Annotated in this window: 7 protein-coding genes; 4 read left to right on the plus strand and 3 right to left on the minus strand. The window is 34.5% G+C overall.

The annotated features are described in order from the left end of the window. Nucleotides 1–4: 4 nt before the first annotated feature. From ACKOWY_RS01955 to tpiA, 4 genes are read left to right on the plus strand one after another with little or no spacing between them, the layout of a single operon-like run. Entirely contained in the window at nt 5–547 is a 543-nt protein-coding gene (locus ACKOWY_RS01955) for a DUF1599 domain-containing protein (RefSeq protein ID WP_408939757.1), read from the plus strand. 30 nt (nt 548–577) lie between these two features. Continuing rightward, entirely contained in the window at nt 578–1,687 is a 1,110-nt protein-coding gene (locus ACKOWY_RS01960) for a MauE/DoxX family redox-associated membrane protein (protein ID WP_408939758.1), read from the plus strand. Between the two features lie 13 nt (nt 1,688–1,700). After that, nucleotides 1,701–2,201 carry a TlpA family protein disulfide reductase gene (locus tag ACKOWY_RS01965; RefSeq protein WP_408939759.1) on the plus strand — a complete coding sequence of 167 codons (501 nt, stop codon included), beginning with the start codon at nt 1,701–1,703 and terminating at the stop codon, nt 2,199–2,201. A gap of 2 nt (nt 2,202–2,203) precedes the next feature. Next, nucleotides 2,204–2,956, plus strand: a complete 753-nt coding sequence (tpiA, locus tag ACKOWY_RS01970; protein ID WP_408939760.1) for a triose-phosphate isomerase — start codon at nt 2,204–2,206, stop codon at nt 2,954–2,956. A 67-nt stretch (nt 2,957–3,023) separates the two neighbouring features. Here tpiA and ACKOWY_RS01975 read toward each other — a convergent pair whose 3' ends face one another. The 3 genes from ACKOWY_RS01975 to ACKOWY_RS01985 all read right to left on the minus strand — a co-directional run. Further along, nucleotides 3,024–3,470 (minus strand): KTSC domain-containing protein, encoded by a 447-nt coding sequence (locus ACKOWY_RS01975; protein WP_408939761.1) that lies wholly within the window; start codon nt 3,468–3,470, stop codon nt 3,024–3,026. Between the two features lie 140 nt (nt 3,471–3,610). Then, the gene (locus tag ACKOWY_RS01980; protein WP_408939762.1) at nt 3,611–4,930 is read right to left on the minus strand and encodes an OmpA family protein; all 1,320 of its coding nucleotides are present in this window, start codon (nt 4,928–4,930) and stop codon (nt 3,611–3,613) included. A gap of 37 nt (nt 4,931–4,967) precedes the next feature. Next, nucleotides 4,968–6,426: PKD-like domain-containing protein (locus ACKOWY_RS01985; RefSeq protein ID WP_408939763.1), on the minus strand; the 1,459-nt coding region annotated here is incomplete at its 5' end.

Raw genomic sequence — 6,426 nt, forward strand, 5'->3', positions numbered from 1 at the left:
ATTAATGAAGAATACTTCACAAGAATACGATAAAGTAATTAGCGTTTGCCAAGATTTATTTGAGAAAAAAATGACCGATTATGGAAGTGCTTGGCGTATTTTACGATTACCTTCTTTAACCGATCAAATTTTCATTAAAGCGCAACGCATTCGAAGTTTGCAAGAAAATGAAGTCAGAAAAGTAGATGAAGATGAAACGGGAGAATTTATTGGCATCATTAATTATTGTATCATGGCTTTGATTCAATTGGAATTGGGCGTTGCCGATCAACCCGATTTAGGCGTTGCAAAAGCAGTTGAATTATACGAAGCTAAAATTGCGCTTACCAAAAAATTAATGGAAGATAAAAACCATGATTATGGCGAAGCTTGGCGCGACATGCGTGTGAGTTCGTTAACTGATTTAATCCTTCAAAAATTACTACGAGTAAAACAAATTGAGGACAATCAAGGGAAAACCATCGTTTCGGAAGGAATTGATGCCAACTACCAAGATATGATTAATTACTCGGTTTTTGCCTTAATCTTAATGAAATTCGGAAATTAAAATACCGTTTTATCAATAAAATTTACTGTTATGGAAGCTAAAAAAAACTCTATTTCTTGGTCCATTCGAATTGTTGTTTCGGCACTTTTTATTCTTTCGGCTTTGGCCAAACTTTCTAAGGGTCATCTTTTAGATTCGCCTTATTTTGCCATATCCACCTTTGAAGTAAAACAATTATACACCTTAGGATTTTCTGAAACTATAGCACCTTATTTTTCTAGAACCCTAATCGGAATTGAAATGGCATTGGGTTTATTGCTGCTGCAAAAAAACTGGCTGCGTAAATTTATCATTCCGGTTACCACCTTGTTGTTATTGGTTTTCATAGGGCATTTAACTTATGTAACTTTTCTAAGCGGAGGAAATTCAGGCAACTGCGGATGCTTTGGCGAATTGCTTCCAATGACTCCAATTCAAGCAATTATTAAAAATATTGTTGCCGTTGCGTTATTGGTTTATTTATACAAATTACTTCCAAAAGTTTCAGATAACGGGAATTTCTGGATACTAACTACAATTTTGTTTGCAAGCATTTTGTGGATTTATATGTTGGCGCCAATTCAACCGCCTGCATCAAATTTTACGGTTTCGCCAATGGTAGAAACACCACAAGATTCAATTGAAGAAGCAACTGTAGTAGTTGACACCATAAAAAAAGATTCACCTATAAAAAAGGATTCGATTGCCAAAATTGAAACGGAACTTTTAAAAGAGCCGAAGAAAGTAAAATCGGGGAATGCGCAGTATTTTGCTAGCATTGATAAAGGCAGAAAAATCTTGTGCTATTTTGTTCCGGGTTGCGATCATTGTCGCGCTGCTGCAAAAGAATTAACCGAAATGCGTAAAAAAGACGCTTCGATGCCGCCATTATCTATTTTGTTTATGAATGAGGAAGCCGATTTAATTCCGGATTTCTTCAAAGAAGCAGGAGCCACGTATCCGTATAAAATTATTGAAATTATTCCGTTTTGGAATATTTTAGGAAAAGGGAAAGATACGCCTGGGGTAAAATATTTTTGGAATGGAAATGAAATTAAATATTATTGGGGCATCACCGATAATAAATTTAACGGTTCTGAATTTAATGAGTACCTTCACAAATCGTATGACGATTTAAAGAAAACGAATCCGAAATTATAACTCCTATAAAAATATGAAAAAAATTCTATCAATACTTCTTATCGCTATGGCTTCAATATCCTGCAGTAATGCACAGCCAAAAGAATTTTCAAAAAAAGCTTTAAACGGAATTCTAACTACTTCTGACAACACCGAAATCACTTTTAAAGAAGTGTTAGCTAAATACAAGGGCAAAACCGTAGTGGTTGAAATTTGGGCTTCATGGTGTGGAGATTGTGTGGGCGCTATGCCAAAAGTAAAAGAGTTGCAAGCAAACAATCCAGAAGTTTCTTACATTTTTATTTCAATGGATAAGTCCTTTGACAAATGGAAAGCCGGATTAGAAAAACACCAACTTCAAGGTGATCACTATTGGGTAAATGATGCAGAAGGAATGAAAGGGACTTTTGGAAAATCGATTGATATAGATTGGATTCCGAGATATATGGTGATCAATAAAACCGGTTCGGTTGAAATATATCGTGCTATTGAAACCGATTTGGATAAAATAAATACTACTTTAAAAACTTTATAAAAATGAGAATTAAGATTGTTGCGGGTAACTGGAAAATGAACAAGAACAGTGAAGAAACTGAAGATTTACTAAACGAATTAATAGATAAATTACCTTTAGACAAAGAGGCGCAGATTGTAGTCGCTCCTACATTTGTAAATTTAGCTTCTGCTGTAGATCATTTAGAATATACCAATATTACTGTTGCGGCACAAAATTTACACCAAGCAGAAAGTGGCGCATACACCGGAGAAATATCGGCAGACATGCTAAAAAGCGTTGGCGTAAATACGGTAATTTTAGGTCACTCAGAACGTCGATCAATTTTTCATGAAACCGATGCAATCATTGCTGCTAAAGTGGATACTGCTTTGAAACACGACATGACCGTTATTTTTTGCTTTGGCGAAGAATTGAAAGACCGTCAAAAAAACCAACATTTTAATGTAGTTGAAAACCAATTACGCGATGGATTGTTCCACCTAGGAAAAGAATCTTGGGAAGATATTATTTTGGCTTACGAACCTGTTTGGGCAATTGGAACCGGAGAAACGGCAAGCCCAGATCAAGCTCAAGAAATGCATGCTTTTATTAGAGAAACCATCCGACACAAGTATGGAAGTGATGTAGCCGAAGACGTTTCTATTCTTTATGGTGGTAGCGTAAAACCAGACAATGCGCAAGAAATTTTTGGAAAACCAGATGTAGATGGAGGATTAATTGGAGGTGCCGCTTTAAAAGCAGATGACTTTGTTGCTATTGTAAACGCAATCTAATTACATTCAATACCAATAAAAAAAGCCTTAATAAATTAAGGCTTTTTTTATATGATAACTTACAGAATTAATCTTCAGTTCCTTCTCCTGATTTTCTGTAAATAAAATTACCGTAAATGTGACGTTTCGCAAAACGATTCGTAGAATCTGCATTTACAAATTTCACATATATATTTCTTGGAACCCCAATGTATTCATAAGAAACTCCGTTTACATAAGTAATAATTAGAGTTTGTTTCTCATAATTAAAGTCAAGAATATTATAATTATTGATGGTATCTTGATATTCTGGAAGATTTTTTTCTATTGTTTCGTTAGAAATGCTCACAAGAAAATGGTAGGCATTAATAATGTTTTTGCTTTGTTCTTCGGCAGCTAGCATTCCCGCTTCATCATTTACAAATTTATCCGGATGGTTGTCCTTCATGTTATTTCTGTAAATGGTTTTCAACTCTTTTAGCGTTACATTTTTGTCAACCCCTAATAATTTTCTGTACTCAACAACTCTTTTCATATATAATTTTAATTAAAAAAGAGAAACAACTATTGTCTCTCCTTTTGTAGACTTAGATAAAATCTTTTTTATTTCGATTTTACGGGTGCAAATGTAATTAAATACTGTAATTAATTTAACAAACTAGTTACTTTTATTAATTATTCCATAAATATAGAAACTCTTCTTGCTAATTGCAATGCCGTTTTAGGATTAGACGGCACCGAATTATCCACCCCCTGACCAATTATTTTTATTCTAGATGCCGAAATACCACTCACTATCATTAAGTCATATAATTTTTTTACTCTTCGTTCCGATAAATTTTGATTGAATTTTTCACTTCCAGATTTATCTGAATACCCTGTTAATTTTACATTTATAGTTGGGTTGGACTTCAAATAAGAAATCATGCCGTAAATACTATTTGTAGAAGCACTATTTGGTTCGTCTTTATCTACATCATAAAATACATTCACTAGATTATTATTGAATACATTTTTGGAAGATCTTTTTTCAGATTTATTCAACTCTTCTTGAAGCAAAGCTACTTTAGCATTTTCAATAAGCTGAGTTTCATATTCATCTGGTACTCCATTGGTATTTGTATCAATAAATCGACCTTTAGAATCTACCATTACTCCACTTGGGGTATTATTTTGAAGATCATTTACATCTGCTATTCCATCTTTATCAGTATCGACTAGCAATGATTCTAATAGGCTTAGTCTCTTAAGGATTTCAGGATCAATTGAAGGATATTTTACTTCAGTTACCCAATCAGAATGATTTGCATTTTTTCCCAAATAAAAAGTAACACCTAACGCGCTAGTATACAATAAACCGGCTAAATTATTTTCTTGAGCTGAAACCGTTCCGTCCCAATTAAGACGTTGTCTAACATTTGAAATTACTGTAAAATCTAAAGTTAATACAGATCGATCGGTTAGCTTTATTTGCGGAGTAATTCCAAGCATATAACCGCCATTAGTTTGCACAGCTGCTTCTTGATAATCCAGTCCGTTTTTCGCTTTAAACTGCGAAAACTGAACTCCGCCATGTGCTAACAATCCTATTGTTTTAGTGAATGTATCAAATTCAAAAACCTTCCCTAAATCAAAAACTCCTTGAATTCCAAATCGGCTTTGCATCGATTTAAAGGGTAACGAACCATTACCGTCTTTATTGGTTATTGCATCAAAACCAAAATCGGTTTTTACACCAAATTTAGAATTCAACATGTATCGAAAACCAAAGTCAAAATGATTTAAACTCGGAGAACCCAAAAAATCTTTTTCATTAGAATTGTATCCTGTTCCAAAAGGGCGAACGGCTCTATTGGTTCCAAAATTTATTTCAAAAGACCATTTGTTTATATTGGATTTAACCTCTGTCTTTATCTCTTGCGCTAAAATAGAATTGGAAAAAATTCCGATTGTAAATAAAGAAACTAAAAGATATTTTGAATTAATGAATTTCATATTGTTTATTATATTTTTTAATTGAAACTAAATCTATTTATGGTGTTGTAAAACTAACTTGATTTCCATAACTAGTTCCAGAACTATTAGTTGCATAAGACCTTACATAATAAGTCGTCCCTGAAGTTAACCCGGTTAATGTACTTGTGAATGATCCTAAAATTCCTGTTTGTGTTGTTTTTGTATTAGCTATTGTAGGATTTGGTGAAGTACTCCAACATACCCCAATTGAAGTAATTGCGGTACCGCCATTACTAATTACATTTCCACCACAAATTGCACCTGAACTTGTAATTGAAGAAACAGAGTTGGTTGAAATTTTTGCGGTTAATGGCGCAGAAATAAGCTGACCATTTGCAGTTCGTCCAACACCATAACCTCTAGCACCATATTGATTTGTTGCATTTGCAGGAACCACCATTCGTTGTCCGTTTTTATCTAATACTTTAACAAGATTAATTTGCAATGTAGCATTAGTAGGCAACGAAATACATCCATTACTATCCGTAACTATTAAATCAAAATTATAACTTCCTACACTTATTGATGTTGGCAAAGGAATTACCAATGGTGATGTAGTTATGTTTGCATTATTAATTGCACTAAATGAAGGTAAAGCAGCAGAATTATTTGCCGAAAGGCTAAAATTCGTTAGCGTAAAGTTAGTTGTATATGGAATCAAAAATTGTACATCCATTGTGTTTACAGGTGCAATAGTTCCTATTGTAACGATTGGCAGTGCATTTACTGTAACCACCACATCAAAAGTGCTAGCCACACAACTTCCTGCAGCACCAGAAGTTGCAGTAACCGTATAGGTTGCTGTTTGAACTAAAGCAGTTGGATTACTTAATGTACCAAAAATACTAGATTGAGAAACTCCTGCCAATCCTCCTGTAACCCCACCTGTAACAGTTGGAGCACTCCAGCTATAAGTCGTTCCTGTTGGAATTATCGTAGCTGCATTTGGATTACCATTGGTTAAAACAGTATTAAAGGAACCATTACTACAGATAACTGCCGTTTGGTTTGGTATTACTGGAGTTGGATTCACTGTTACAGTGATTGTAAATGTTGAACCAATACATGTTCCTGCATCTCCAGAAGTTGGGGTTACTGTATACACCACCGTTTGAATTATGTTTGTATTATTTGATAACGTTTGGCTAATGTCATTTTGACCAACTGTTTGATTACTTTGACCTGTTACATTCGCATTCGCTGCTACCGTCCAAGTATAAGTTGTGCTTGCTGGAATAATAGTAGTTGGAGCTGCATTAACTGGAGCTATTGTAAATACTGTTCCACTACAAATTGTTGCGGTTTGGTTTAGCACAACAGGTTTTGGATTTACCGTTACGGTCACCGTAAAAGTTGGTCCTACACAACTACCAGCAGCTCCCGAGGTTGGAGTTACGGTGTATACTACGGTTTGAGTTGTATTGGTCAAATTCGTTAGCGTTTGACTAATCGTACTCTGACCCACTGCTTGATTA

This window comes from Flavobacterium sp. (assembly GCF_046073885.1).
Taxonomy (GTDB): Bacteria; Bacteroidota; Bacteroidia; order Flavobacteriales; family Flavobacteriaceae; genus Flavobacterium.